Annotated in this window: 22 protein-coding genes; 9 read left to right on the top strand and 13 right to left on the bottom strand. The window is 72.4% G+C overall.

Features of this window, described 5'->3' with window-relative positions; translation table 11 throughout:
• Positions 1-30: 30 nt before the first annotated feature.
• From ACFVGO_RS21715 to ACFVGO_RS21705, 3 genes are all read right to left on the bottom strand, one after another.
• Complete coding sequence (locus tag ACFVGO_RS21715) at positions 31-1,224, bottom strand: RtcB family protein (RefSeq protein ID WP_380350885.1); 1,194 nt, start codon at positions 1,222-1,224, stop codon at positions 31-33.
• Positions 1,225-1,546: 322 nt separating this feature from the next.
• Positions 1,547-2,911, bottom strand: coding sequence for a M16 family metallopeptidase (locus ACFVGO_RS21710; protein ID WP_380633483.1), 1,365 nt, complete (start codon positions 2,909-2,911; stop codon positions 1,547-1,549).
• Between the two features lie 20 nt (positions 2,912-2,931).
• Entirely contained in the window at positions 2,932-4,281 is a 1,350-nt protein-coding gene (locus tag ACFVGO_RS21705; RefSeq protein WP_359912575.1) for a pitrilysin family protein, read from the bottom strand.
• 307 nt (positions 4,282-4,588) lie between these two features.
• On the opposite strand from ACFVGO_RS21705, the gene ACFVGO_RS21700 reads away from it, so the two are divergent.
• The 6 genes from ACFVGO_RS21700 to ACFVGO_RS21675 all read left to right on the top strand — a co-directional run bounded on the left by ACFVGO_RS21700 (position 4,589) and on the right by ACFVGO_RS21675 (position 11,551).
• On the top strand, positions 4,589-7,039 hold the full coding sequence (locus tag ACFVGO_RS21700) for a DNA topoisomerase IV subunit A (RefSeq protein ID WP_359912578.1): 2,451 nt from the start codon (positions 4,589-4,591) through the stop codon (positions 7,037-7,039).
• Positions 7,040-7,228: 189 nt separating this feature from the next.
• A complete protein-coding gene (locus ACFVGO_RS21695; RefSeq protein WP_359912580.1) occupies positions 7,229-7,522 on the top strand; it encodes a hypothetical protein in 294 nt (97 codons plus the stop codon).
• Positions 7,523-7,550: 28 nt separating this feature from the next.
• Positions 7,551-8,819 (top strand): hypothetical protein, encoded by a 1,269-nt coding sequence (locus tag ACFVGO_RS21690; RefSeq protein ID WP_359912583.1) that lies wholly within the window; start codon positions 7,551-7,553, stop codon positions 8,817-8,819.
• A 12-nt stretch (positions 8,820-8,831) separates the two neighbouring features.
• The gene (locus ACFVGO_RS21685; RefSeq protein ID WP_359912586.1) at positions 8,832-9,869 is read left to right on the top strand and encodes a hypothetical protein; all 1,038 of its coding nucleotides are present in this window, start codon (positions 8,832-8,834) and stop codon (positions 9,867-9,869) included.
• A 17-nt stretch (positions 9,870-9,886) separates the two neighbouring features.
• Positions 9,887-10,609 (top strand): hypothetical protein, encoded by a 723-nt coding sequence (locus tag ACFVGO_RS21680; protein WP_380350882.1) that lies wholly within the window; start codon positions 9,887-9,889, stop codon positions 10,607-10,609.
• A 39-nt stretch (positions 10,610-10,648) separates the two neighbouring features.
• Entirely contained in the window at positions 10,649-11,551 is a 903-nt protein-coding gene (locus ACFVGO_RS21675; RefSeq protein ID WP_380633469.1) for a sucrase ferredoxin, read from the top strand.
• A 54-nt stretch (positions 11,552-11,605) separates the two neighbouring features.
• On the opposite strand, the gene ACFVGO_RS21670 is transcribed toward ACFVGO_RS21675, so the two are convergent.
• From ACFVGO_RS21670 to ACFVGO_RS21660, 3 genes are read right to left on the bottom strand one after another with little or no spacing between them, the layout of a single operon-like run.
• Positions 11,606-12,667: an ABC transporter substrate-binding protein gene (locus ACFVGO_RS21670; protein ID WP_359912595.1), complete on the bottom strand. Its 1,062-nt coding sequence runs from the start codon at positions 12,665-12,667 to the stop codon at positions 11,606-11,608.
• 38 nt (positions 12,668-12,705) lie between these two features.
• On the bottom strand, positions 12,706-13,641 hold the full coding sequence (locus tag ACFVGO_RS21665) for an ABC transporter permease (protein ID WP_380633467.1): 936 nt from the start codon (positions 13,639-13,641) through the stop codon (positions 12,706-12,708).
• On the bottom strand, positions 13,631-14,455 hold the full coding sequence (locus ACFVGO_RS21660) for an ABC transporter ATP-binding protein (protein ID WP_359912598.1): 825 nt from the start codon (positions 14,453-14,455) through the stop codon (positions 13,631-13,633). Before ACFVGO_RS21660 ends, ACFVGO_RS21665 begins: the two co-directional genes overlap by 11 nt.
• 250 nt (positions 14,456-14,705) lie before the next feature.
• Between ACFVGO_RS21660 and ACFVGO_RS21655 the strand changes: the two genes are divergently transcribed.
• Both ACFVGO_RS21655 and ACFVGO_RS21650 read left to right on the top strand, forming a co-directional pair.
• Positions 14,706-16,301, top strand: a complete 1,596-nt coding sequence (locus ACFVGO_RS21655; RefSeq protein ID WP_359912601.1) for a sensor histidine kinase — start codon at positions 14,706-14,708, stop codon at positions 16,299-16,301.
• Complete coding sequence (locus tag ACFVGO_RS21650) at positions 16,301-16,987, top strand: response regulator (protein ID WP_359912604.1); 687 nt, start codon at positions 16,301-16,303, stop codon at positions 16,985-16,987. The genes ACFVGO_RS21655 and ACFVGO_RS21650 overlap by 1 nt, the downstream gene beginning before the upstream one ends.
• A 115-nt stretch (positions 16,988-17,102) precedes the next feature.
• Here ACFVGO_RS21650 and ACFVGO_RS21645 read toward each other — a convergent pair whose 3' ends face one another.
• The 6 genes from ACFVGO_RS21645 to ACFVGO_RS21620 form a co-directional block, all read right to left on the bottom strand.
• Complete coding sequence (locus tag ACFVGO_RS21645; RefSeq protein WP_359912607.1) at positions 17,103-18,923, bottom strand: cation acetate symporter; 1,821 nt, start codon at positions 18,921-18,923, stop codon at positions 17,103-17,105.
• Positions 18,920-19,351, bottom strand: coding sequence for a DUF485 domain-containing protein (locus tag ACFVGO_RS21640; protein ID WP_359912610.1), 432 nt, complete (start codon positions 19,349-19,351; stop codon positions 18,920-18,922). The genes ACFVGO_RS21645 and ACFVGO_RS21640 overlap by 4 nt, the downstream gene beginning before the upstream one ends.
• A 320-nt stretch (positions 19,352-19,671) precedes the next feature.
• On the bottom strand, positions 19,672-20,379 hold the full coding sequence (locus ACFVGO_RS21635; RefSeq protein ID WP_380350876.1) for a response regulator: 708 nt from the start codon (positions 20,377-20,379) through the stop codon (positions 19,672-19,674).
• Positions 20,376-21,551 (bottom strand): sensor histidine kinase, encoded by a 1,176-nt coding sequence (locus ACFVGO_RS21630; RefSeq protein WP_380633463.1) that lies wholly within the window; start codon positions 21,549-21,551, stop codon positions 20,376-20,378. Before ACFVGO_RS21630 ends, ACFVGO_RS21635 begins: the two co-directional genes overlap by 4 nt.
• 29 nt (positions 21,552-21,580) lie before the next feature.
• Positions 21,581-22,066 (bottom strand): DUF1453 domain-containing protein, encoded by a 486-nt coding sequence (locus ACFVGO_RS21625; RefSeq protein WP_359912619.1) that lies wholly within the window; start codon positions 22,064-22,066, stop codon positions 21,581-21,583.
• A 154-nt stretch (positions 22,067-22,220) separates the two neighbouring features.
• Entirely contained in the window at positions 22,221-24,332 is a 2,112-nt protein-coding gene (locus tag ACFVGO_RS21620; RefSeq protein WP_359912622.1) for a DNA topoisomerase IV subunit B, read from the bottom strand.
• Between the two features lie 538 nt (positions 24,333-24,870).
• Here ACFVGO_RS21620 and ACFVGO_RS21615 point away from each other — a divergent pair.
• The gene (locus ACFVGO_RS21615) at positions 24,871-25,101 is read left to right on the top strand and encodes a hypothetical protein (protein WP_359912625.1); all 231 of its coding nucleotides are present in this window, start codon (positions 24,871-24,873) and stop codon (positions 25,099-25,101) included.
• A gap of 251 nt (positions 25,102-25,352) precedes the next feature.
• Here ACFVGO_RS21615 and ACFVGO_RS21610 read toward each other — a convergent pair whose 3' ends face one another.
• On the bottom strand, positions 25,353-26,153 hold the full coding sequence (locus ACFVGO_RS21610) for a S1 family peptidase (protein ID WP_380350904.1): 801 nt from the start codon (positions 26,151-26,153) through the stop codon (positions 25,353-25,355).
• Positions 26,154-26,242 lie beyond the last annotated feature (89 nt).

The following is a 26,242-nucleotide window of genomic DNA, read 5'->3' as shown; positions in this document are numbered from 1 at the left end:
CACCGTGGCGGCACCCCGATCGGCTTTCGGTCAGCCCTTGACGCAGACGACCTGCTTGAGGTGCGCGACCACCTCGACGAGGTCCTTCTGCTGCTCGATGACCTTCTCGATGTTCTTGTAGGCGCCCGGGATCTCGTCCACCACGCCGCCGTCCTTGCGGCACTCCACGCCCTTGGTCTGCTCGACCAGGTCCCGGGCGGTGAACCGCTTCTTCGCCGCGGTGCGGCTCATCTTGCGGCCGGCGCCGTGCGAGGCGGAGTTGAACGACGACGCGTTGCCCAGACCGCGGACGATGTAGGAACCCGTCCCCATCGAGCCGGGGATGATCCCGAGGTCGCCGGAGCCGGCCCGGATCGCGCCCTTGCGGGTCACCAGCACGTCGACGCCGTCGTACCGCTCCTCCGCCACGTAGTTGTGGTGGCAGCTGATGACCTCGTCGAAGGTGACCTCCGCCTTGGTGAACTCGCGCCGGACGACGCCCTGGAAGAGCGCCATCATCAGCGCGCGGTTGTTCTTGGCGTACTCCTGCGCCCAGAACAGGTCCTGGCGGTAGGCGGCCATCTCCGGGGTCTTCGCCAGGAAGACGGCCAGGTCCCGGTCGATCAGGCCCTGGTTGTGCGGCAGCGCGCGGGCGACGCCCATGTGGTGCTCGGCCAGCTCCTTGCCGATGTTGCGCGATCCGGAGTGCAGCATCAGCCAGACCGCACCGGTCGTATCAACGCACAGTTCTATGAAGTGATTTCCTCCGCCGAGCGTCGCCATCTGCTGCATCGCCCGCTCGCGGCGCCACTTGACGTCCTCCGCGATGCCGTCGAAGCGCTGCCAGAAGTCGTCCCAGCCCGCCGCGCGGAAGTCGTTCAGCTTGGTCGGGTCGACCGGGTCGGTGTGCAGGCCTCGGCCGACCGGGATGGCCCGCTCGATCTCGCGGCGCAGGACGGAGAGGTCGTCCGGGAGGTCCTCGGCGGTGAGCGAGGTCTTCACCGCGCTCATCCCGCAGCCGATGTCGACGCCGACCGCCGCCGGGCAGACCGCGTCCTTCATGGCGATGACGGAGCCGACCGTCGCGCCCTTGCCCAGGTGGACGTCGGGCATCACGGCGAGGCCGTGCAGCCACGGCAGGGAGCTGATGTTGCGCAGCTGCTGGAGGGCCTGGCCCTCGACCGTCGCCGGGTCGGTCCACATCCGGATCGGGACCCGGACGCCGGGCACCTCGGTGTACGTCATGGTTGAACGACCTCCAGAGGTCGGGTGGTTCGCAGAAGGGTGGGGTGCCGCGCGAAAGGATCCCGGCGCGGCTCGGGGAAGTTCAGGGCTGGGCTCAGACGCCCAGGGTCGCGGTACGGGGGGAGTACGGCCTTGGGGAGCGTCGTCGTATGGCTTGCTCGACCCGCATGGTGACCGCCTCCCTTCCCTCGTCGCAGTGCGCACGTGCTGTGCGCCGGGGAACATCTATCCACGGAACGGGTGCGGCCCGCAATGGATTTAAAAACGCGTCCGGCCCGGCGGAGCGGGTGCTCCACCGGGCCGGACGGAACGGCGAGAGGCGTCAGCTGACGACGGTGACCTCGCCGATGCCGAGCGCCCGCACGTCGTCGGCGATCACGGCAGCGTCGCCGACCAGGACGGTGACCAGCCGGTCCGGCGGGAAGGCCGCGACGACCGCCTCGGTGGCGGCGGCGGTGCGCAGCTCGGCGAGCTGCCGGTACACCTCGGCCTGGTAGTCGTCCGGCAGGTACTGCTCGACCTGGTCGGCCAGCGTGCCGGCGACCGAGCCCGCGGTCTCGTACTTCAGCGGGGCGACGCCGACCAGGAACTGCACGGCCTCGTCGCGCTCGGCGTCGGTGAGGCCCTCGGCGGCGAGGGTGCGCAGGATGGTCCAGGTGTCGGCCAGCGCGGGGGCGGTGGAGGCGGTGTCCACCGAGCCGCTGATGGCGAGCATCGCGCGCCCGCTGCCGTCGGCGGCCGAGCGCAGCGGCTGGGCGAAGGCGCGCACGCCGTAGGTGTAGCCCTTCTCCTCGCGCAGGACGCGGTCGAGGCGGGAGGTGAGGGTGCCGCCGAGGCAGTAGGTGCCGAGGGTCTGGGCGGCCCAGACCGGGTCGTGGCGGTCGGGCCCGATCCGGCCGATGAGCAGCTGGGTCTGGACGGAGCCGGGGCGGTCCACGATGACGACGCGGCCGCGGTCGTCGCCGGTGACCGGGGCGTGGACGGACGGCTCGACGGCCGTCCCGGTCCAGGTGCCGAGGGTGCTCTCCAGCAGCGCCGGCAGGTCCACCCCGGTGAGGTCGCCGACCACCACGACGGTGCCGGTCGCGGGGCGCACGTGGGCGTCGTAGAAGGCCTTGACGGCGGCGCGGTCGATCGACTTGACGGTGTCGGCGGTGCCGGCGCGGGGCCGGGAGAGCCGGTCGGCGGCGTCGAAGAGCTCGGCGTACAGGGCCTTGGCGGCACGCCGGGCGGGGTTGGCCTGCTCGTGGACGATCTCGTCCAGGCGGTTGGCGACCAGCCGCTCGATCTCCGCCTCGGGCAGCGCGGGGGCGCGCAGGGCATCGGCCAGCAGGGACAGGCCGCGCTGGAGCCGGGAGGCGGGGACCTCCAGCGAGATCCGGATGCACGGGTGGTCGGCGTGCGCGTCCAGGGTGGCGCCGGCGCGCTCCAGCTCGGCGGCGAACTCCTCGGCGCTGAGGCTGTCGGTGCCCTCGCTGAAGGCGCGGGCGAGGATCCCGGCGATGCCGTCGAGGCCCTCGGGCTCGGCCGCGAGCGGGACGTCGAGCAGGACCTCGACGGCGACCAGCTGCTGGCCGGGCCGGTGGCAGTGCAGGACGGTGATGCCGTTGCCGAGGGCGGCCCGCTCGGGGGCGGGGAAGTCCCAGGGGCTGGGCGTGCCCGGCCGGGGCTGCGGGTGGAAGGTCATGGCGGGAACGAAGTCGGTGCTCATACGGCGGCACCCTCCTCTTCGGAAGCGGCGTCGGAGTCGGCGTCGGTCTCGGCGGCGGCGGTCGGCTCGTAGGCGAGGACGGCCCGGTTGTCGGGGTGGAGCCGGGCCTTGGCGACGGCCTGGACCTCTTCGGCGGTGACGTCGAGGACCTTGGGGAGGGCGTCGTTGAGCAGCTTGGGGTCGCCGAACAGGACGGCGTAGCGGCACAGTTCGTCGGCCCGGCCGGCGACGGTGGTGAGCCGGTCGAGCCACTCGCGCTCGATCTGGGCCTGGGCGCGTTCGAGTTCCTCGGCGGTGGGGCCCTCGGCGGCGAAGCGGGCGAGCTCCTCGTCGACGGCGGTGCCGATCCGCTCGACGGTGGCGTCGCCGGAGGTCTTGACGTCGAGCCAGCCGAGGCTGGGGGCGCCGGCCAGCCGCAGCAGGCCGAAGCCGGCGGCGACGGCGGTGCGGTCGCGGCGGACCAGCCGGTTGTAGAGGCGGCTGGACTCGCCGCTGCCGAGGATGGTGAGGGCGAGGTCGGCGGCGTCGGCCTCGCGGGTGCCGTCGTGCGGGAGGCGGTAGGCGGCCATCAGGGCGCGCGAGGGGACGTCCTCGTGGATCTCCTCGCGGATCTCCCGCCCGATGGTCTCGGGGAGTTCGCCCGAACGCGGGGGCTGCTTGCCGTCGTGCGCGGGGATGGAGCCGAAGTACTTCTCGACCCAGGCGACGGTCTGCTCGGGGTCGATGTCGCCGACGATGGACAGGACGGCGTTGTTGGGCGCGTAGTACGTCCGGAAGAACGTGCGGGCGTCCTCCAGGGTGGCCGCGTCGAGGTCGGCCATGGAGCCGATCGGCGTGTGGTGGTACGGGTGGCCGTCGGGGAACGAGAGCGCGGTGAGCTTCTCGAAGGCGGTGCCGTACGGGACGTTGTCGTAGCGCTGGCGGCGCTCGTTCTTGACGACGTCGCGCTGGTTCTCCATGGACGTCTCGTCGAGCGCGGCGAGCAGCGAGCCCATCCGGTCGGCCTCCAGCCAGAGGGCGAGCTCCAGCTGGTGGGCGGGCATGGTCTCGAAGTAGTTGGTGCGCTCGAAGCTGGTGGTGCCGTTGAGCGAGCCGCCGGCGCCCTGGACGAGCTCGAAGTGCCCGTTGTTGGAGACGTTGGCCGAGCCCTGGAACATCAGGTGCTCGAAGAGATGGGCGAGGCCGGTGCGGCCCTTGACCTCGTGGCGGGAGCCCACGTCGTACCAGAGGCAGACGGCGGCGACCGGGGTCAGGTGGTCCTCGGAGAGGACGACGCGCAGGCCGTTGGCCAGGCGGTGCTCGGTGATGGCGATGCCTCGGCTGGAGGCGGGGGCCGGGTTGGCCATGCGCTCGGGTCCTTCCCGTCGTCGATGTCGGGGTTCGTGTGGCGTCCCCCATTGTGGTGCAACGTGCGGGAGCCGTGTTCGTGTCCGCGCGGACGGGGCCGTTCGCCAGGGGCGGAAGAGGGCCGCTGACCGGGAGTGTCGGCGAGAGGGTCCACAATGGGGGCGCCGCGCCCTGTCGGCGGCACCCGGTTGACGGGTCCGGCGGCGGGACGGTGCGGAGACGGCCGACGACCGCCCCCGGGCGTTCGGCGACCGACCGACGACCTACCGAGACACAGCCAGCGACACGTAAGGGAGCCCCGCCGCGATGGCCCGCCGCAGTTCGCAGACCCCGCCGCCCGGAGACTTCGAGGAGCGGATCCTCGACGTCGACGTCGTGGACGAGATGCAGGGCTCCTTCCTGGAGTACGCCTACTCGGTGATCTACTCGCGTGCGCTGCCCGACGCACGGGACGGCCTGAAGCCGGTGCACCGCCGGATCCTGTACCAGGCCAACGAGATGGGCCTGCGCCCCGAGCGCGCGCACGTGAAGTGCGCGCGCGTGGTGGGGGAGGTGATGGGCCGGCTGCACCCGCACGGTGACGCGTCCATCTACGACTCCGTGGTGCGCATGGCGCAGCCGTTCTCGATGCGGCTGCCGCTGATCGACGGCCACGGCAACTTCGGTTCGCTGGGCAACGACGACCCGCCGGCCGCGATGCGCTACACCGAGTCGCGGCTGACGGCCGCCTCGATGGCGATGGTGGAGTCGATCCACGAGGACACCGTCGACTTCGGCCCGAACTACGACGGCAGCGAGCAGGAGCCGCTGGCGCTGCCGGCCGCGTTCCCGAACCTGCTGGTGAACGGCGCGACGGGCATCGCGGTCGGCATGGCGACGAACATGCCGCCGCACAACCTCTCCGAGGTGGTGGCCGCGGCCCGGCACCTGATCAAGCACCCGAACGCCGACCTGGACACGCTGATGCGGTTCGTGCCCGGTCCGGACCTGCCGACGGGCGGGCGGATCGTGGGCCTGTCGGGCATCCGGGACGCGTACGAGTCGGGCCGCGGCACGTTCAAGATCCGGGCGACGACGACGGTGGAGGCGGTGACGGCCCGCCGCAAGGGCATCGTGGTCACCGAGCTGCCGTACAACGTCGGCCCGGAGAAGGTCATCTCGAAGATCAAGGACCTGGTCAACGCGAAGAAGCTCCAGGGCATCGCGGACGTCAAGGACCTGACCGACCGCGAGCACGGGCTGCGGCTGGTCATCGAGGTGAAGAACGGCTTCGTGCCGGAGGCGCTGCTGGAGCAGCTGTACAAGCTGACGCCGATGGAGGAGACCTTCGGCATCAACAACGTGGCGCTGGTCGACGGCCAGCCGCTGACGCTGGGGCTGAAGGAGCTGCTGGAGGTCTACGTCGACCACCGCTTCACCGTGGTGCGCCGGCGCAGCGACTTCCGCCGCCGCAAGCGCGAGGAGCGGCTGCACCTGGTCGAGGGCCTGCTGGTGGCCCTGGTCGACATCGACGAGGTCATCGCGATCATCCGGTCGAGTGACAACGCCCAGCAGGCGAAGGAGCGCCTGATGGAGCGCTTCTCGCTGTCGGAGACGCAGACCGCGTACATCCTGGACACCCCGCTGCGCCGGCTGACCCGCTTCGACCGGGTCGAGCTGGAGCAGGAGAAGGCGAAGCTGACCTCCGAGATCGCGGACCTGACCGAGATCCTGGAGTCGGACACCAAGCTGCGCAGCGTGGTGTCGTCCGAACTGGGCGCGGTGTCGAAGCAGTTCGGCACCGAGCGGCGCACGGTGCTGCTGGAGGCGGGGGCGGTGCCCTCGGCGGCGCTGGCGGTGCCGCTGGAGGTCGCGGACGACCCGTGCCGGGTGCTGCTGTCGTCGACGGGCCTGCTGGCGCGGACGGCGGACGGCGAGCCGTTCGAGGTGTCGGAGAAGCGGGCGAAGCACGATGTGATCGTGTCGGCGGTGCACGCGACGGCACGGGCGGACGTGGGCGTGGTGACGTCCGCGGGCCGGGTGCTGCGGCTGCCGGTGATCGACCTTCCGGCACTGCCGCCGACACCGTCGCCGACGCTGGCGGGCGGGGCCGCGGTGGGCGAGTTCCTGCGGCTGGAGGACGGGGAGCGGGCGCTGGCGCTGACCACCCTCGACGAGTCCTCGCCGGGGCTGGCGCTGGGCACGCTGCAGGGCGTGGTGAAGCGGGTGGTGCCGGAGTGGCCGGCGAACAAGGACGAGTTCGAGGTGATCGCCCTCAAGGAGGGTGACGAGCTGGTGGGCGCGGTCGAACTGCGCACCGGCGAGGAGGACCTGGTCTTCATCGCCTCGGACGCCCAGCTGCTGCGCTACCCGGCGGGCCAGGTGCGTCCGCAGGGCCGCCCGGCGGGCGGCATGGCGGGCATCAAGCTGTCGGACGGCGCGCGGGTGCTGTCCTTCACGGCGGTGGACCCGGCGGCGGACGCGGTGGTGGTCTCGGTGGCCACGGCCACGGGCACGCTCTCCGACGGCGAGCAGACGAGCTGGAAGGTCACCCCGTTCGAGCAGTACCCGCGCAAGGGCCGTGCCACCGGCGGCGTGCGCTGCCAGCGATTCCTGCGCGGCGAGGAGGCCCTGACCTTCGCCTGGGCCGGCGCCGCCCCGGCCCGCGCCGCCACCGCCAAGGGCGCCCCGGTCGACCTGCCCGAGCGCGACCCGCGCCGCGACGGCTCCGGCACCCCGGTCACCACCCCGATCGCGGTGGTCGCCGGCCCGGCGTAACGGCACCCGTACGAGCGGAGGGGCACCGGAGATCATCCGGTGCCCCTCCGCTTTTTCGTGCCCGTCCGACCGGGAATGCGGAAGGGCGATCTCCAATTCCCGGGCATGGCCCGAACTTTGCCCACCCATGGGTTAGGTTCACCGAACAGGTGCTCCATATCGCGCCACATGCATTGGGGGGACGGGGAGTTGGCCGAAGAATTCAAGATCGACATGGGCCGGATGAGAACCGTGTCCAAGCAGCTCGACGAGTGCGGCAACCGCATGGGGGCGGTCGCCAAGAGCCTCGAAAACCTCGGAAAGGGCAAGCAGTTGGGCACCGAGCGGCTCGACTCGGCCTGCAAGGGCTTCGAGGACCACTGGCACGGCGGCATCGGCCGGATGGCCAAGCTCGCCCACGGCCTGCGCGAAGGCCTCGACGCCTCGCTCAAGAACTACGGGGACAACGAGCAGGGCACCGCCAAGGGCCTCGGCGCGACCTGAGCCAACACCCAGGGGACTGACTTCCACCATGAGTGACAAGAACTGGCCGGGCCTCGGCTTCTGCCCGGCCCCGGGGGACCTCCCGGCCATCGCCAAGATGTACGCGGACGTCGACGCCGTCGCCCGCGAACTGGAGGAACTGCGCCACGCGCTCGCCGACCTCGGCTCCGAGGGCAGCGCCTGGCAGGGCGAGGCGGCCCGCAACTTCGCCGGCAAACTGGGCGAACTGCCCAAGTACCTCACCCAGGGCCACGAATCGATGGCCACCTGCTCACGGGCCCTCAAGACCTGGCACACCCAGCTCACCGGACTGCTCTCCACCGGCCGGACCATGGAGGCCCAAGCCGTCGAACTGCGCTCCCGACTGGGCGACATGAACGTCCAGTGCGACACCGCGGGAAAGGCCCTCGACGCCTCCGCGCAGTCCACCGACGCGGCCGCCCGGACGAAGGCCAAGGCCGACTTCGAGGCCAAACTCCAGGCCCAGCAGCAGCTCGTGCACCAGCTCGACGAGGTGATCGCCAACGGCCGCAAGCAGCTCGCGGACCACAAGAACAAGGCCGAGGTGGCCGCCAAGGCCATCATGGAGGCGTCCCGGCACCACCCGCCGGACCCGAACTTCCTCAAGAAGATGCTGGACAAGGTGGAGCATGCCTGGCAGAAGTCGCTGGACTTCCTGGCCGAGCACGCGGACCTCCTGTCCCAGATCTCCGCCGGGCTGGCGATCGCGGCGCTGGCGATCCCCGTCGCGGGCCCGGTGCTGGGCGCTGCGGCCATGCTGACCAGCGCGGCCGCGATGGCCGGTCACGGCATCGCCAAGTCCCGTGGACAGGACGTCTCCTGGTTGAAGATCGGGCTGGACGGGCTCGGGGTGATCCCCGGTGTCGGCGCCATCAAGGGCTTCGCCACCGCTGGGAAGGCAGCCAAGGCGGCCAAGGTCCCGGGCGTCGTCAACAAGGTCAAGGCCCACGTCGGCAACCTCAGGGAGTCGATGCAGCTCGCGAAGGGATCCGGTGTCGCCGCGCGGACCCGTGGTGCCGGCACGTCCCTGTACGAGATGACCCGCAACCCCCTGTCGACCAGGGCCATCGTCGGCGGGCTCAAGAAAACCGGCGTCGAGGTGGACCCCGGCATGATCACGATCTCGAACAAGGCGGGCGGGCTCTCCCACAGCCTCTACCGGAACTACGAGAAGGACCAAGAGGAGAAGGAGAGGGAGTCCCACATCGTCGCCCCCGGAGTGCCCAAGCCCGCCTACCGTCTGCCGTCCACACCGTTCCTGAACGCCGTCGGCTGAGAGGAGAGACCCATGGCCAACGATTTCCATGCGACGCTCCCCGTCGAAGGCGGGAGGATCGCCGCGGTGCCCGAGGTGGCCGAGGCCGCGCGGCGGGCCGAAACCCTCTATGGGATCAACCTGTTGCACGACCACGTGGCACGCGAGGTGGTGACCAGACATCTGAGGCTACGGAACCGAGTGGGTTCCTACTCCGAGCTGGCGTGGCTGCTCATCATCATGGCGATCGCGGCCACCTCGATCACTGGCAACTGGGCAGCAGTGATCCTGGGGATTCCGGCCGGCATCGCACTCTGGGCATGGGGTGCGCACCGCGCTTCGGAGAAGGACGCCGCCTCAGTGCACTTCACCACGTACATCGGTCTGCTGAACCACGCCAGGCGCGCGGGACTGACGGTCCGGATTCCCGCCGAGTGGGGAGTCGATGCCGATCGGGCCTCCTGGGAAGAGAGCGCCGCAACCGCTCCACAGCCGCCTGCCGCCCCGGCGCCGTACCCCGCCGCTCCGACCGCGCACCCCTCCGCCGCTCCCCCGTCCTCCGCCCCCGCGCTGCACGGCTCATGGTGGCCGACCGACGCCGTAATCGACCCGAAGTTCCCGGTGCTGCCGGTCGGCGCGCTCACCCTCCATCCGGCGCTGGCCGCCCGGGCCCGTGAGATCGGTGCTCCGCACGGCCTCGACTTCCTGGACGAGCAGGCCGCCAGGGGGCTGCTCACCGCCGTGAAGCGCTCCCGCCAGCAGATCAGCACGTGGGGCAGGATCTTCATCCTCACCGTGGTCGTCGGCATGATCGTCGCCCCCCTGGGCATGGACCCCGCCGGTGCCGAGCACCGTCGGCAGCTCACCTCCCTCGGCATGGGGCTGATCGGCATCGGCGTGCTCGCCGCCTTCCCCGCGCTGAAGGAACTCTGGACCTGGCACCGCTCCGGCCTGCGCGACCGGGCCGCCGCCTACCTCGACCTGCTGATCGAGGCCCGCGCGTACGGCGTCCCGGTCCCCGTCCCGCCGTCCTGGCTGGACGTCCGCAACCGGATCCGCAAGCCCTCATGACCTCCGTGGAAGGCCCGATGTCCGACATTCCGACAGCCACCGAGGACACCCGGCTCCAGATCCGCTTCGTCGTCCCGCCCGCCTTCCACGAGGTCCCGGTGCTGGGCACCGACGACGAGGTGGCCGAGGAGCTCTGGGAGCTGGTCTGCGAGGTGCTGGCCTCCCATCCCGAGGAGATGCGGGTGCGCTGGGCCGTGGCGCTGGCCGAGCTGATCCCGCCGATGGCCGAGGCCGGGGTGATCCACGCCGGGATGTGCCTGGTGGACGTGGACGGCCGCCCCAGCACGGCGTCGATCGTGGCCTCGGTGTGCCCCCTGGTCGGGACCGACTACCCGGGCGCGGTGGACTTCCTGCTCACCCGTCTGGCCCTGTCCCGTCCGGAGGCGGAGGTGACGGCGGTCGAGCTGCCGGCCGGGCGGGCGGTGGCGGTGATCGACGCCGTGGCGACCCCGGTCGACGACGGGTCGACCCCGCTGGACGGCCTGGCGGTCCCGCTCGTCGACGGGGTGCTGACCACCTCGGTGATCCAGGTGCACCTGCCGCTGCCGAACGAGTCCCAGCTGCTCTCGCTGGAGTTGAGCACCCCGTGCCCCGAGGACTGGGTGCTCTACTCGGAGCTGTTCGCCGATGTCGTCCGCAGCATCCACCTGGAGTTCGCCGACCTCCCGACCGTCTCCGAGCCGATGTACGACGCGGTGGACGAGGAGGTGGCGCAGCGGGTGAGGGCCGCGTTCGGGTGAGCCGGGTGAGGGTGATCAGGTGAGGGTAGCCTTGCCGGGGTGAGCACCTGTGCGACCGTGTCGCGTGAACTTTCGGAGCCGCTGGCAGCGACGGCGGCGGTGGCGACCACCTGGCTGCTGGTGGAGCAGAACGGACCGTGGGGCGCGAAGGCGCTGGGTGAGAGCCACCTGGACGCGGCGGTCGGGCGGGCGCTGGAGGCGGCCGCGGCGGGGACGGGCGTGCGGGTGGCCCTGATCCGGCGGCCCGGGCGGCACGCCGACTGCCTGCCGACCGCACGCCACGAGGTGCTCGTGGCGCACACGGTGCCCGGCCGCGGCTGGGTGCGCCGGGCGGGGGTGGCGGATCCGGCGGAGCTGCTGGAGCTGGACTTCGCGGCGCTGGGCGCCGGTGACCACACCGGCTTCGGAACGGAGCACGTCGGCGGGCCGGTGGCCCTGGTGTGCACCAACGGGCGGCGGGACCGCTGCTGCGCGCTGCTGGGCCGTCCGCTCGCGGCGGAGCTGGCGGCGGCCGGGCACAGCGAGGTGCGGGAGGTGACCCACCTGGGCGGGCACCGCTTCTCCCCCACGATGCTGGTGCTGCCGTACGGCTACGCGTACGGGCGGCTGACGCCGGAGACGGCCAAGGAGGTGCTGGCGGCGACGGCGGCCGGGCACGTGGTGCCGGAGTGGTCGCGGGGCTGCTCGGGTTGGGAGCGTCCGGGCCAGGCGGCCGAGCACGCCGTGCGGCTGGCCACCGGCGAGACCGGGGTGGACGTGCTGACGCTCACCCAGCGGCCGGACGGCGGGGGCCGCTGGCTGGTGACGGTGCTGCACCGGGACGGGCGGTCCTGGGAGGTGGACGTGATCGAGGCGGCCAGCGAGCCGGCCCGCCCGGAGAGCTGCGGCAAGGCGGCGGGGACGCCCTCGCGGATGGACGTGCTGTCCGTACGGGGGGTCTGAAACGCGGCGGCCCCGCGCCCGTGGGGGTGAGCGCGGGACCGCCGGGGCGGAGCGTCAGCCGGCCGCCTTGGCGACGAACTCCGTGGTGTACGTCTTCGCCAGGTCGATCGTCCCCTCCTTGCCCTTGACGTCCGGGTGGAAGGCGGCGAGCACCGAGAGCACCGTCTTCGGCCCGTCGGCCGGCATCACGCCGTCCGTGGTGAACATCGGCAGCGTCGCCTTGATCGCCGCCGCGTACTGCTCGGCGCCGCCCTGCGCGTAGTCGGCGGGCATCTTCGCGGCGATCTCCTCGGGGGTGTGGCCGGACATCCACTTGAGGGTCTTCACGAAGGCGTTGGCGAGCTTCTGGGTGGTGTCCTTGTTCTTCTCCACCCAGTCGGTGTTCATGTACAGCGACGAGGACGGGTACAGCCCGCCGAGGGCCTCGCGCGAGCCCTCGGGGGTGCGCATGTCGTACAGGACCTTGCCGAGGCCCTTGTCCAGGATGTTCGCGACGGTCGGGTCGGTGGTCATCCCGGCGTCGATGCTGCCCTGCTGGAGCGCGGCGATGAAGGTCTGGCCGGCGCCGACCGCGATCGGGCTGAACTCGCTGACGGCGGTCCCGTTCTTGACCGCGAGGTACTTGGTGAGGAAGTCGGTCGAGGAGCCGATGCTGGTGACGCCGAGCTTCTTCCCCTTGAAGTCGGCGCCGGACCTGATGGCGTCGGCCTGCTTGGTGGAGACCACCTCGACCTCGCCGGGCGCCTGGGCGAACTGCACGACGGACTCGACCTTCTTGCCCTTGGCCTGGAGGTCGATGGTGTGGTCGTAGAAGCCGACGGCGCCCTGGACGTCCCCGGCGAGCAGCGCGGTGGTGGCGTTGACGCCGGCCGGCTCGGTCATCAGCTCGACGTTGACGCCGGCGTCGGCGAAGTAGCCGAGCCGCTGGGTGAGCATCGCGGGCAGGTAGATGACCTTGTCCAGGCCACCGACCATGATCTTGACCTTGGGTCCGTCGACCTGCTGCCCGGCGGGGGCGGCGACCGCGCCGTGGCCGGCGGTGGCGGCGTCGTTGGCACAGGCGGAGAGCGGGAGGAGCAGGGCGGCGGCAAGGGCGGCGGCGACTGGTCTGCGCATGGGTGGGGGTGCCTCTCTCTTCTGACGACGGGGGGAGTTCAGCGGCCGTCGCCCGCGTCGGCGGGCTTCCAGCGGAACAGCTTCTTCTCGGCGAAGGTCAGCAGTCCCTCGGTGAGCAGCGCGACGACGGCGAGGATGGTCATGGCCGCGTAGACGCCGGCCGCGTTGAAGGTGCCCTGGGCGGCCGCGACGAGCAGGCCGAGGCCCTTGGTGGCGCCGATGTACTCGCCGACGATGGCGCCGATCAGCGCGAAGCCGAAGCTGACGTGCAGGCTGGTGAAGATCCAGGTGGTGGCGGCGGGGATGACCACCTGGAGGGTGACCCTGCGGTTGTCGGCGCCCAGGATGCGGGCGTTGGCGACGAGGTTGCGGTCCACCTCGCGGGCGCCCTGGAAGGCGTTGAAGAACACCGGGAAGAACACCAGCACCACCGCGGAGGCGACCTTGGAGGCCGGGCCCAGGCCGAACCAGATCAGGAAGATCGGCGCGAGCACGATCCGCGGGATGGCGTTGAGCACCTTGATGTACGGCCCGAGGACGTCGGCCAGGAAGCGGACCCGGCCGAGCGCGATGCCCAGCAGCACACCGCCGATGACGCCGATCACCCAGCCGGTGAGGGCCTCGTAGAGGGTGTAGCCGATCTGCTCGCCGAGCGAGCCCTGCGCGGTTCCGTGGGTGGTCCACTGCCAGATCTGGTCCCAGATCCTCGACGGCTGGGAGAAGTTGAACGGGTCGATGACGTCCGTCCGGGCGCAGACCTCCCACAGTCCGAGGAAGGCGACCAGCACCGCGACCCGGGCGCCGAGGACACCCAGCCTCCGGTTGCGGGCGGCCCGTTCACGGGCCTCGGTCCTCGTCGTGACGGCCGGGGGCTTCCCGGCGGCGGCCGGCGCGGACGCCGGCGCCGCCCCGGACCCGGACACGGACTCCGCCCCGGGCTCGGACGCGGACTCGGATGCGGTCTCAAGCGGCACGACCCGCTCCTCTCTCCCGGGTGATGCGCACCTCTTCGCCGAGCGAGGCCCAGATCTCGCGGTACAGCTCGACGAACCTCGGTTCCAGCCGGACGGCCTCCACGCTGCGCGGGCGCGGCAGGTCGACGGTGAAGATCTCCTTGACGGTGGCCGGTCCGGCCGTCATGACGACGACCCGGTCGGCGAGCGCGATGGCCTCGTCCAGGTCGTGGGTGACGAAGACGACCGACGCCGCGTCCCTGGAGGAACCGGTCCCCGCCCACAGCTCCAGCAGCTGGTCCGACATCAGCGCCCGGGTCTGCACGTCCAGTGCCGAGAACGGCTCGTCCATCAGCAGGATCGCCGGGTCGTTGACGAAGGTCTGGGCGAGCGCGACGCGTTTGCGCATGCCGCCGGACAGCTGGTGCGGGTAGCGGTCCTCGAAGGCGGCCAGGCCGACCCGGCCGAGCCAGTCCCGGGCCCGCTCCCGGGCCTCGGCGGCGGGCACGCCGCGGAAGCGCGGGCCGGCCATCACGTTGGACAGGACGGTGCGCCAGGGGAAGACGGCGTCCTGCTGGAAGACGAACCCGACCTTGGGGTCGATCCCGCGCACGGGCTCGCCGTACACCCGGACCTCGCCCTCGGTGGGCTCCTCCAAGCCGCTGACCAGCGTCAGCGTGGTGGACTTGCCGCAGCCGGTGGGGCCGACGACGGCGACGAACTCGCCTTGGGCGACGGTCAGATCGAGATCGCGGACGGCGGTGTGCAGCGCCCCGGAGGGGGTGCGGAACCGTTTGGTCGCGCCGGTCAGCTCGATCGCCGGGGTCTTGCTCATGTCGATCCTCCCGGGTCTGTTGCCTGCCCCGGAAAGGTAGGAGCGGGCCCGGCCCCGGCGGGAGCCTTCTTCGCGTAGTGCGACTTCTCCGCATAGAGGGGTGTTCTGCTCGTTTTGCTTCCGCTACAACTGCGGGGACGCGGCTGACAGAAACACCCCGGAAACATAGGGTGTCCCGACCCCACCCATCGGCGCCCCGACCGCCCCCCGAGGACGCCCGATCCCCCGCAGCCGCCGAGAGGAGGTCCGGATGAAGCTCCCCCGCGGACCCCGCCGGGTCTTCGCCCAGCTGCTGCTGAGCCAGACCGTCGTCACCGTCGGTGTCACCGCCGTGACCGCCGGGCTGTTCCTCGCCCCGGTCAGCAGCGAGCTGGACCACGACGCGATGCAGCGGGCGCTGTCGATCGCCCAGGCCACCGCCACCGACGAGAACATCGCCCGGGCCGCCGCCGGCCGCGACGTGGTGGCCGCCCAGCGCAACGCCGAGCAGATCCGGCTGGCCACCGGCGCCAGTTTCGTGGTGGTCACCGACCTGGACGGCATCCGGCTCTCGCACACCGACCCGGGCCGGATCGGCCAGCGGGTCAGCACCGATCCGGAGCCGGCCCTCAGCGGCCGCAGCGTCACCGCCATCCAGCAGGGCACCCTGGGCCGCACCGCCCGCGGCAAGGTGCCGCTGCGGATGGCGGACGGCCGGATCGTCGGCGAGGTCTCGGTCGGCATCAGCGACGACTCGATCCGCCGCCGGCTGCTGACGATGCTCACCGGCATCCTGCTGTGCGCGGGCGCCGGCCTGGCCGCCGGCACGCTCGCCACCCTCCTCCTGGCCCGCCGGCTCAAGCGCCGCACCCACAACATCGCGCTGGCCGACATCTCGGCGCTGCTGGTCGAGCGGGAGGCGATGCTGCACGGAATCCGCGAGGGCCTGGTGGCGCTGGACGAACGCGGCCGGATCCGGCTGGCCAACGACGAGGCCCTGCGGCTGCTCGGCCTGCCCGAGGACTGCACCGGCCGGCCGATCGGCGCGGTGCTGCCACCGGGCCGGCTGGCGGACGTGCTCTCCGGGCGGATCGCCGGCGCCGACCTGCCGGCCGTCCGGGACGACCGGGTGCTCGTGGTGAACCGCACGACCACGCCCGAGGGCGGCGCGGTGGTCACCCTGCGGGACCGCACCGAGCTGGAGTCGCTGGTCCGCGAGCTGGACACCACCCGCAGCCTGACCGAGGCGCTGCGGGCCCAGGACCACGAGCACGCCAACCGGATGCACACCCTGCTGGGCCTGCTGGAACTGGGCCGCCACGAGCAGGCGGTGGCGTTCATCTCGGAGCAGTCCGGCTCGCACGCCGTGGTCGCCGCACGGATCGCCGAGCAGGTGCAGGACCCGCACGTGGCGGCACTGCTGGCGGGCAAGACCTCGGTGGCGGGCGAGCGCGGGGTGCTGCTGGCGCTGGCCGCGGCGGCGCACCTGCCGGACGCGGTGGTGGACGCCCGGGCACTGGTGACGGTGCTCGGCAACCTGATCGACAACGCGGTGGACGCCCTGGCCGCGGGCGGCGGGGGCCGGGTGGAGGTCAGCCTGGCGGCGGCCGGAGCGACCCTGCTGCTGCAGGTCGCGGACAGCGGCCCGGGCGTGCCGGAGGAGCTGCGCGAGCAGGTCTTCGAAGAGGGGTGGACCAGCAAGGACGCGCCCGCGCACCGTCCGCGCGGGCTGGGGCTGGCGATGGTGCGGCGGCTGGTCGAGCGGACCGGCGGCCGGATCGTGCTCGACACCGGGCCGCTCGGCGGCGCCCGGTTCACCGTCGAGCTGCCCGAGGCCCTGCTCACCAGTCGGCTCGTGGAGGCGTGATGATCGACGTACTCGTGGTGGACGACGACTTCCGGGTCGCGGACGTGCACGCCGCCTACGTGGCCAAGGTCCCGGGCTTCCGGGTGACCGGCACCGCGCACTCGGCCGGGGAGGCGCTGGCCGCCCTGGAGCGCCGCCCGGTGGACCTGCTGCTGCTCGACCACCACCTGCCCGACGAGACCGGCCTGGCCCTGGTGCGCCGGCTGCGGGAACGCCAGGTCGCCTGCGACGTGATGATGGTGACGGCCGCCCGGGACGTGTCGACGGTGCACGCCGCGATGCAGCACGGCGCACTCCAGTACCTGGTCAAGCCGTTCACCTTCGCCGGGCTGCGGGAGAAGCTGGTGGCGTACGCGCAGCTGCGCCACGCGCTCGCCGCGCCGGCCCGGGAGGCCGGCCAGGACGAGGTGGACCGGCTGTTCGCGACCCTGCGCAGCGCCGCCGCCCCGGCCGGAACGCTCCCCAAGGGCCACTCGGCGCCCACCACGGACCTGGTGATGGGGGTGCTGCGCCGGGCCGGCCGGCCGCTGTCCGCCCAGGAGGTCGCCGACGCCACCGGGCTGAGCCGCTCCACCGCGCAGCGCTACCTCAAGCAGTTGGAGCGGGACAGCCGGCTGCGGCTGACCCTGCGGTACGGCGACACCGGCCGGCCGGAGCACCGCTACGGGCTGGCGGCCCGCGCCTAGGGCACGGTCTCCGGACAGGGGCCGGACAGGGGCCGGGCCTGGTCCCGGGCCTGGGGCCGGACAGGGGGGAACCCCGGCGGCCCCAGGCCCGCCGGGGTTCCCCGGGCGCGACGGCTCAGGCCGCGCCCGCACCGGTGAGGGCACGTACCTCCAGCTCGGCGAACCGGTCCGGATCGGCGGGCTCGGACGAGGTGACCGTCCCGACCCAGCCGGCCAGGAAACCCAGCGGGATGGAGACGATGCCCGGGTTCTCCAGCGGGAACCAGTGGAAGTCGAGGCCCGGGAAGAGCGCCTCGGGGGAGCCGGACACCACCGGCGAGAAGAACACCAGCACGATCGCCGGGACCAGCCCGCCGTACACCGCCCAGACCGCGCCGCGAGCGGTGAACCGCGACCAGAACAGGCTGTACAGCAGCACCGGCAGGTTGGAGGACGCGGCGACGGCGAAGGCCAGGCCCACCAGGAAGGCGACGTTCAGCTGCTGGGCGAAGAGGCTGATCACGATCGCCGTCGCACCGATCCCGGCGGCGGCGAACCGGGCGACCACCACCTCCTGCTGCTCACTGAGCTCGGAGACCGGTTCCTCCGCCGCCCGGGAGGCCGGGACGGTCTCGCCCCGGCGGCGCCGCCCGCGGCCGTTCTTCGACTGCTCACGGCTCTTCAGCTGCTCGCGGCTCTTCACCTGTTCGCGGCTCGGCCGGGCGCGCCAGGCGCCGGCCCAGATGTCGTGGGCGAAGGCCGCCGAGGAGGCCAGGGTCAGCCCGGCGACCACCGCGAGGATGGTGGCGAAGGCGATCGCCGAGATCAGGGCGAACAGCACCACCCCGCCGGTACTGCCGTTGCCGCCGCCGAGCACCAGGGCGAGCAGCGGAACGGCGGTGTTCCCGGCCGAGTTGGCGTGCCGCACCTCGGCCGAGCCGATCAGCGCGGTGGCGCCGAGGCCGAGCACGATGGCCATCAGGTAGAAGCTGCCGACCAGGCCGATCGCCCACATCGTGGAGCGGCGGGCGGCCCGCGCGGTGGGCACCGTGTAGAAGCGGGACAGGATGTGCGGCAGGCCCGCGGTGCCGAGCACCAGGCCGAGGCCGAGGCTGACGAAGTCCAGCCGGCTGGTGATGCTGCCGCCGTACTTGAGCCCGGGCTCCAGGTAGCGCTGCCCGGCGCCGCTGTGCTGGGCGGCCTCGCGCATCAGCTCGCCGAGGTCCCCGTGGAAGCGGACCACCAGCAGCACCGTGAGCAGCACCGAACCGCCGGTCAGCAGGAAGGCCTTGATGATCTGGATCCAGGTGGTGGCCCGCATCCCGCCGATGGTGACGTAGACGATCATCAGGGCGCCGACCGCGATGATGGTCCAGGTGCGGGCGTGCGGGCTGCCGGTGCCGAGCAGGAGGGCGACCAGCGAACCGGCGCCGACCATCTGGGCCACCAGGTAGAGCAGGGTGACCACGACGCTGGCGCCACCGGCCGCGGCGCGCACCTTGCGACGGCGCAGCCGCAGCGCGAGGACGTCGGCGAGGGTGTACCGGCCCGCGTTGCGGACGAGTTCGGCGACCAGCATCAGCACGACCAGCCAGGCGACCAGGAAGCCGATGCTGTAGAGCACGCCGTCGTAGCCGTACAGCGCGATCAGCCCGGCGACGCCCAGGAAGGACGCGGCGGAGAGGTAGTCCCCGGAGAGCGCGAAGCCGTTCTGCAGCGGGGTGAAGTCGCGGCCGCCGGCGAAGAAGTCCTCGGCGGCGTTGCCCTGGCGGCCGACCCAGAGGGTGACCCCCAGGGTGACCAGGACGACGACGGCGAACAGCGCGATGGCGAGCGAGTGGTGGTCGCCGGTGGGGGCGACCGGCGGCGGGGTGGCGGTCGACACCACGGTCCGGACGGCGGTCTGCACCGCGGCCTTGGCCGCATCGGTGGGCACGGTGGCCAGCAGGGGCGTCATCGCAGCTGGTCCTGGGTGTCCCAGCGCAGGCCCAGGGCGGCGCGGTCGCGCTTGGTCCGGGAGTTGCGGGCGTAGAGCCAGGTGAGCAGGAAGGTCGAGGCGAACTGCAGCAGCCCCAGCAGCCAGGCCACGTTGAGCGGGCCGGCCACCGTCCTGCGCATCAGGTCCGGGGCACCCGCCTGGGCGGCGACGTACAGCAGGTACCAGGCGAGGAAGGCACCGGTGATCGGGAAGACGAAGGTCCGGTAGCTGCGGCGGATCTGCAGGAACGTCTCGCTGGCCTGAACCGTCCGGTAGACCTCGGTGCGGTCGGCGACCGGTTCCTCGTCGAGCGGTGCGTGCGGTGCGGCCGGGGCCGCCGGATCGGCTGGGATGCTCTGGGCGAACGGCTCGACGGCGGCCCCGTGGACCGGTGCGCCGACGGCCACTGACCCGACGGCGGCCTCTGCCGACCGGGCCGTAGGAACGTGGTCCGTGGGGGCGGGGCCCGACTGCGCCGGTACCGCCGTCCGGCGGTGCGCAGCCGATGGCTCGGCGGACTCAACGGGGGTACCGGCGGCCGCAGCGGCCCACCAGTCGAATTGCTGTCCCGGGCCGGGACTGCTCGTCTGCTGCTGTGGCACTGCTGCTCCTGGACGGCCGGATGTTCTGACCCGAACCATGATGGCGGCCCTAGGAGAGCGCCCCTGACCATCGCAGATACGTTCACTCGATGAGGTGATCGATCATCCGACAGACACTCATCGGACTACTGCTGCGTCCCAGTGATTCCGTGTCGGAACGCGTACGCGACCGCCTGAGCCCGGTCCCGCACCGCGGTCTTGGCGAACAGATTGTTGATGTGGGTCTTCACGGTCGCCTGGCTGACGAACAGCCGCTGGGCGATCTCGGCGTTGGACAGCCCCTCGGCGATCAGCGCCAGCACCTCGGCCTCCCGGACGGTCAGCCCGTCGGGCAGCTCCCCCGACCGGGTTCCGGGCCTCCCGGCGGCCGGCCCGGAGTCGTCGCGCTGCTCCGAAAGCCTTTCCAGCAGCCGGAGTTGGACCTGCGGGGAGAGCCCGGCGGCACCCGAGCGGACGTCCGCGACGGCCCGGGCGATCTCCTCGGCGCCGGCGTCCTTGGTGAGGTAGCCGCGCGCCCCGGCCCGGAGCGCGGGGAACAGCGAGTCGTCGTCGGCGTAGGTGGTGAGCACCACGACCTCGGTCTCCGGGTGCGCCGAGCGGATCCGCCTCGTCGCCTCGACCCCGTCGCAGCGCGGCATCCGCAGATCCATCAGCACCACGTCCGGGTGATGACGCTCCACCAGGGCGACGGCCTCCTCCCCGTCCCCGGCCGCACCGACCACCTCGATGCCGGGCAGCAGCCCCAGCAGCATCACGATGCCCTCGCGCACCACGGTCTGGTCATCCGCGACCACCACCCTGATCGCCCCCGCACCACCCATGTGCTCACTCATGCCGGCACCCGCAGCAGCACGCGCCACCCTCCGTCCTGCGGGCCCGCCAGCAGCGTGCCCCCGAGCAGTTCCGCGCGTTCGCGCATTCCCAGCAGACCGTACCCGATGCCGCTGGCGGCCAGCTCCTCCGACGGGGGCCCACCCGCGGATCGGCCGCGCGGCGGCCGGGTGTTGCACACCTCCAGCTCCACCGCGCCGTCCAGGTAGCGCAGTTCGACGGAGCCGCGGGCCCCGGACGCGTGCTTGCGGACGTTGGTCATCGCCTCCTGCGCGGTGCGCCGCACCGCGAGGGCGACCTCGGCGGCGAGCGGGCGGGGCGTGCCGGTGACGGTGAGGGCGGCCCGCTCCCGACCGGTCAGCTCGACCAGGAACTCCCCGACCGGGGTGAGCTCCCCGCGCAGCGCGGACAGTGCCTGGCGGGTCTCGGCCAGTCCGTCCTGCGCCATCCGCCGGGCGGCGACGACCCGTTCGCGGATCTGCTCGCGGTCCGTCCCGGCGTCCAGCATCAGCCGGGCCGCCTCCAGGTGGACGAGCTGCGCGGAGAGGCTGTGGGCGAGCACGTCGTGGATCTCCCGCGCGATCCTGGCCCGTTCGGCGAGCGCCGCGCTCTCCGCCTGGGCGGCCTGGGCGGCCCGCTCCTGGGCGAGCAGCCGGCGGGCGGTGCCGCGCGCCTCGATGTCCAGCCGCAGCAGGCAGCCGACCAGGACGGAGCCCCCGACGGTGGCGGCGTTGCCGAGCCAGCCCGCCGGGGAGGCCGCCGTGTACGAACCCAGCGCGGCCGCCGCGACGACCAGCGCGGGCGCGGGCGGCAGCCGGATCAGAGCCGTCACGGCCAACCCGATCCACAGGAAGTCGGCCAGCGTGTGGGCCAGCCACAGGTCGGCGAGCCAGCCGCCGCCGACCAGGCCGGCGGCCAGCAGGTACGAGAGCGCCGGGCGCTGCTCCCGGGTGACCCGCAGGTACGCCGTGCAGAGGGCGACGGCCGCGGCCAGCCCGGCCGCCGCGGCCGCCACCGTCCAGCCGGTGTACCTGCCGCCGGAGAAGGTCCCCCAGCCGACGGCGACCAGCAGGACGCTCCGGCCGAACACGGACAGGACCCGCCGAGGCCGGCTCTCGTCCTCGTGGCCGATCCCCTCCCGGGACGGCCAGCGGGTCCAGTACCACCCGGCCACGGGGCCTCCTCGATGCTCACGGCGGCGGGTCAGTGCAGTGCGGCGGCGGGCCGCGAGGGCTCCAGCGACCGGGCCCTCCAGTTCACCACGAAGGAGCGGACCAGCAGCAGGACCGCCATGCCCAGCATCAGCGAACTGCCCGCCTGGTGGACGTGCAGGGCCGCACCGACCGCGTACAGGCCGATCCGGACGGCGATCATCCCGCACCAGGCGGCCACGGTGGCCCTGGTGCCCTTGACCAGGACGCTGCCGTCGGAGGCCCGCCAGATCCGGACGGTCCAGCCCCAGGCCGTGCCCATCGCGAGCACGGCGACCAGTCCGGCGGCCAGCAGCCCGGCGGAGAGCGCGGTGTGCTGGTGGTCGAGGAGCTGCGGGTCGCGCAGCGCGAGCGCGCCCAGGATCAGCGGCAGCAGCCAGAAACGGCGCTCGGTGTCCAGGCGCTGGACGCGCATCTGGCGCTGGACCACCAGGACCACCACCGCGAGGGCCACGAGGATGTCGGCGATGGAACCCATCGAATTCTCCGTCCCGGGAAAGGCTTGTTGCTGACCTCTCCGACGCTACGGATCCGGCGCTTCCCGCTGATCGGAGCCGGGGTGGAGCACGGGTGGAACCGGCAGCGCGAGGGCCCTCCACCCGTGGGTGGAGGGCCCTCGCGCACGGCCGGGATCAGGCGTCGATGCGGGAGCGGTCCAGGGTGGCCGCCGAGTCCACGATGAACTCCTTGCGGGGGGCGACGTCGTTGCCCATCAGCAGGTCGAAGATCCTCTCGGCCTGCTCCAGGTCGCCCAGGTTGATCCGGCGCAGCGTGCGGTGGCGCGGGTCCATGGTGGTCTCGGCCAGCTGGTCGGCGTCCATCTCGCCCAGGCCCTTGTAGCGCTGCACCGGCTCCTTCCAGCGCTGGTTCTTGCGCTGGAACTCCAGCAGCGTGGAGCGCAGTTCGGCGTCGGAGTAGGTGTAGTGGTACTTCTCCTGGCCGCGCTTGGGGCTGGTGAGCTCGATCCGGTGCAGCGGCGGCACGGCGGCGAAGACCCGGCCCTGCTCGACCATCGGCCGCATGTAGCGGTGGAAGAGGGTGAGCAGCAGGGTGCGGATGTGCGAACCGTCGACATCGGCGTCGGCCATGAAGATGACCCGGCCGTAGCGGGCCTGGTCGATGTCGAAGGTGCGGCCCGAGCCGGCCCCTATCACCTGGATGATCGCGGCGCACTCGGCGTTCTTGAGCATGTCGCTCACCGAGGCCTTCTGCACGTTGAGGATCTTGCCGCGGATCGGCAGCAGCGCCTGGAACTCGGAGTTGCGGGCGAGCTTGGCGGTGCCGAGCGCGGAGTCCCCCTCGACGATGAACAGTTCGCTGCGGTCGACGTCGTCGCTGCGGCAGTCGGCCAGCTTGGCGGGCAGCGAGCTGGTCTCCAGCGCGGTCTTGCGGCGCTGGGCCTCCTTGTGCTGCCGGGCGGCGACCCGGGTGCGGGCGGCCGCGACGACCTTGTCGAGCACGGCCCGGGCCTGGAGCTTCTGGTCCTTCTTGGCCGAGGTCAGGAAGGCCTTGAGCTCCTTGGCGACGACGGCCGCGACGATCCGGTTGGCCGCCGAGGTGCCGAGCACCTCCTTGGTCTGGCCCTCGAACTGCGGCTCGGCGAGCCGGACGGTGACCACCGCGGTGAGGCCCTCGGTGGCGTCGTCCTTGGTGATGTCGTCCTCGGCGACCCGCAGCAGCTTGCCCGCGCGCAGCGCCTCGTTGACCGTCTTGGCCAGCGAGCGCTCGAACCCGGTGACGTGGGTGCCGCCCTTGGGGGTGGCGATGATGTTGACGAAGGAGCGCAGCGTGGTGTCGTAGCCGGTCCCCCAGCGCAGCGCGATGTCCACACCGAGGTGGCGGGTGACCTCGGTGGGGGTCATGTGCCCGAGGTCGTCCAGGACCGGCACGGTCTCCTTGAAGGTGCCCTCGCCGTGCAGCCGCACCACGTCGCAGACCGGCTTGTCGGGGGCCAGGAACTCGCAGAACTCGGCGATGCCGCCGTCGAAGCGGAAGGTGCTCTCCTCGACCTTCTCGCTCTCGGTGAGCCGCTCGTCACGCACCACGATGGTGAGGCCGGGGACCAGGAAGGCGGTCTGCCGGGCGCGGCTGTGCAGGTTCTCCAGGGAGAGCTTGGCGTCCTTGAGGAAGATCTGCCGGTCGGCCCAGTAGCGGATCCGGGTGCCGGTGCGGGTCTTCGGCACCTTGCGGGCCCTGGTCAGACCGTTGCCGGGCTCGAAGGGCGCGTCCGGGCTGGCCTCGGTGAAGAGGCCGGGGGTGCCGCGGCGGAAGCTGATCGCGTGGGTGTGCCCGCCGCGGTCGACCTCGACGTCGAGGCGGGCGGAGAGCGCGTTGACGACCGAGGCGCCGACGCCGTGCAGACCGCCGGAGGCCGCGTAGGAGCCGCCGCCGAACTTGCCGCCGGCGTGCAGCTTGGTCATCACGACCTCGACGCCGGACAGCCCGGTCTTGGGCTCGACGTCGACCGGGATGCCTCGCCCGTTGTCCCGGACCTCGACCGAGGAGTCGGGGTGCAGCACGACGTCGATGCGGTCGCAGTAGCCGCCGAGCGCCTCGTCGACGGAGTTGTCGATGATCTCCCAGAGGCAGTGCATCAGGCCGCGGCTGTCGGTCGAGCCGATGTACATGCCGGGGCGCTTGCGGACCGCCTCCAGGCCCTCCAGGACGAGCAGGTGCCGCGCGGTGTAGTTGGAACCGTCGTCGCCGGCCAGCAGCGCGGACGGCACGGTCGTTTCGGCACTCACGCGGCACTCTCCTCGGTGAAGTTCTGTCTCATCGGTCACATCCGGACGCATCCGGACCAAACGCCAGTGCAGCACGCCGCACCGACACCCGTCGCCCTGCGTGCCCGAGCCCCTGCGCCGGGTGCAGAGCACGACGGGCCGGCCCCGCGCAGCTTGTACGCGCTGCGCGAACAAGCACCGCACCCGGGTACGGACCCCGGGGGCGCCATCTCCTCCCGGTACCACCGGTCCTGGCGGATCGTGGGACCCGGCACAGGCTCCGGAACTGCCGTTATGCAGGCTACCGGGGCCCGGGGCGGGGCTTATGCTCCAACCCGGCAGAGGATTATGCTACGCGGACCTCGTACCCGATCCCGATCGGGCGTTCGAGCGACGGGCGGATCCCGGGAATCGGCACGCATGAACCACCGACGCCCGGGGCACGTCCTCATCAACACAGCAGAATCCTCAGAGAAGAAAAGCCACGAGCGGGAACGTTTTCGGCCTGGTTGGATGTTGACCCTGGTACGACAGCTCGTCGAGCTAGAGAAGAGGCGACGTGACTACTGTTCTGACCCCTGCGAGCCCGCTGACCGCGGCTGACCGCTGCGACCGCTGCGGCGCCCAGGCCTACCTGCGCGTCGTACTCGCCAGCGGCGGAGAGCTGCTCTTCTGCGCCCACCACGGCCGGAAGTTCGAGCCCGAGCTCAAGAAGATCGCCGTGGAGATACAGGACGAGAGCGGCCGTCTCACCACGACCACCGCCACGGCGACCGAAGACGAGCGCTGATCCCGGGCGCCAAAACCAGCAGCCGGCGTCGAGCTGTGTCCGGTCGTGCACCGCGCGCGACCGGTGGGCCGGGCGGCTGACCCCCTCGGGGGCCGGCCGCCCGGCTCTGCTGTACCCCCGGGCACCCTCCCGGGTCCGGTGACGGCCCGGCCACGACTGCCGACGCCGCGTCAGAACCCGGCGTCAGCACGTGACCGGGCGCACACCCACCGCGACGTCCGCTTCACCGGACACACCGCGTCCGCGGACGTTCACAGGACCGAGCGCACCGCGTCGGCGACCGAGGACACCCTGGTGTAGACGCCCGGGTGGGCCGCCTCGGCGCAGCCGGTCCCCCAGGACACCAGGCCCACCAGCCGGCCCTCGACGATCATCGGGCCGCCGCTGTCGCCCTGGCAGGCGTCCTTGCCGCCCCGCTCCTCGCCCGCGCAGACCATGCCGCGGGCGTCGAACCTTCCGTCCTGCCCGCCCGGGTACGCCTGCGCACAGGCCCCGTCCGGCACGATCGGCACGGACACCCCGCGCAGCGTGGGCGAGTAGTCGCCCCGCCCGGTGGTGTCGCCCCAGCCGTACACCTGCGCCGTGGTCCCGGCCAGGTACGGCACCGTCTCGCCCTGGCCGACCAGCTCGACCACCGGCCGGGCGCCCTGGGACTCGGCCAGGGTGATCACCGCGACGTCGTTCATGTTCGCGTCGAAGGAGTAGTCGGGGTGGATCCAGACCGACCGCGCCGCAATCTCGCGGCCGGTCGTGCCGCGCATGTCGTCCCGGCCGACGATCACCTTGAGGCCCGGCCGCTCCACCCGGCCCTTGCCCTCGTCGTAGAAGCAGTGCGCGGCCGTGACCACCTTGGTCGGGGTGACCAGCGCTCCCCCGCAGAACTGGCCGGAACGGCCGCTGCCGAACTGCTGGCGGCTGGACAGCGCCACGATCCACGGGTGGTCCCCGGTGCTCGCCGCCGTACCGCCGACCACCCGGCGCTGGGCCTCGGCCGGCGCCGCGCCGCCGAGGGCGACCAGCGGGACGGGCACGGCGGCCAGCAGCGCCAGCACGGCGGCCCTGCGGCGGCGGCCCGCCCGGCCGACGGCCGGATCGACCGGATCGGCGAGGTCTGCCGGAAACGGGATGGGCGTCGGCAGGT

Source organism: Kitasatospora sp. NPDC057738, from assembly GCF_042798815.1.
GTDB lineage: Bacteria > Actinomycetota > Actinomycetes > Streptomycetales > Streptomycetaceae > Kitasatospora > Kitasatospora lactacystinica.
Note: the sequence above shows the minus strand (reverse complement) of the source record. Positions and strands in the feature narration are given on the sequence as shown.